At 63.8% G+C, this 1,255-nt stretch carries 2 protein-coding genes; one reads left to right on the forward strand and one right to left on the reverse strand.

Annotated features, from left to right (window positions below; genetic code table 11):
• Nucleotides 1-641: porphobilinogen synthase (gene hemB, locus J4F42_22595; GenBank protein ID MCE2488313.1), on the reverse strand; the 641-nt coding region annotated here is incomplete at its 3' end.
• 101 nt (nucleotides 642-742) lie between these two features.
• Here hemB and J4F42_22600 point away from each other — a divergent pair.
• A partial coding sequence (locus J4F42_22600; GenBank protein ID MCE2488314.1) for an AAA family ATPase occupies nucleotides 743-1,255 on the forward strand: 513 nt, incomplete at its 3' end.

Below are 1,255 nucleotides of genomic sequence, written 5' to 3' on the forward strand. Positions count from 1 at the left end.
AACTGCGGGGTCGATTCGGCCGCTTCCCGAAACGGCCCGTAAAAGCCGGAGGCAAACTTGGCGGCGTAGGCCAGAATCGGAATATGGGGGAAGCCCTCGGCGTCGAGCGCCTGACGAATGACGCCCACCCGGCCGTCCATCATGTCCGACGGGGCCACAATGTCGGCGCCGGCCCGGGCGTGGGACACGGCCTCTTTGGCCAGGATGTCCAGGGTGGCGTCGTTATCCACGTCCTGGGCCTTGACGATTCCGCAGTGGCCGTGGTCGGTGTATTCGCAAAAGCACACATCGGTCAGCAACAGCAGGCCCGGCACCGCTTCCTTGAGCGTGGCCAGGGTGCGCTGAATGATGCCGTCATCGGCGTAGGCGTCCGAGCCGAGGGCATCCTTGTGGTCGGGAATGCCGAACAGAATGACACCGGGGACGCCCAAATCCCGAATCTGTTTGCATTCTTCAACCGCCCGGTCAATCGACAGCTGGGCAATGCCCGGCATGGAGCTGATCGGATTGCTCACCCCGGAGCCGGGCACGATAAACAGCGGCATGATGAGGTCGTTGACGCTGAGTTGGGTTTCTCGCACCATGCGCCGCAGCGGCTCGGTACGCCGCAGACGACGCGGGCGGTGGGTCGGAAAGGCCATGCTGTTCTCCTGTCTGGTGCCGTTCCATAAAAGTTTCCATTTTTCCGCGCGCCGATGCAAGCCCTCGCCCCCGGCGCGGGTCTGGGGCATAATCCCCGGCTATGCACGCCTGCGTCATCGCCGGGACCCACAGCGGGGTGGGAAAGACCACGCTGACGCTGGGCCTGCTGGCAGCTCTGCATAAACGCGGCCGGCGGGTCCGGGGCTTCAAGGTCGGTCCCGATTTCATCGATCCGGGCCATCACGCGACCATCACCGGAACCGCCTCGTACAACCTGGACGGCTGGATGTTGAGCCAGGACTATAACCACGCCTGTTTTGCCCGCGCCGTGCAGGACATGGACATCGGACTGGTGGAAGGCATGATGGGCGTGTTTGACGGCTACGACGGGAAAACCGAGGCCGGCAGTACGGCCGAGATGGCCAAATGGCTGGGGCTGCCGGTTATTCTGATTGTCGATGCCTCGGCCATGGCCAGAAGCGTGGCGGCGCTGGTGTACGGTTTTCAGCATTTTGACCCCGAACTCAGGCTGGCCGGGGTGATCTTCAACCGGATTGGCGGCCCGGGGCATCTGGACTACCTGCGAGAGGCGCTGGAGGACACCACCGCAGTC

This window comes from Desulfurellaceae bacterium, from assembly GCA_021296095.1.
In the GTDB taxonomy this organism is placed as follows: domain Bacteria; phylum Desulfobacterota; class Binatia; order Bin18; family Bin18; genus JAAXHF01.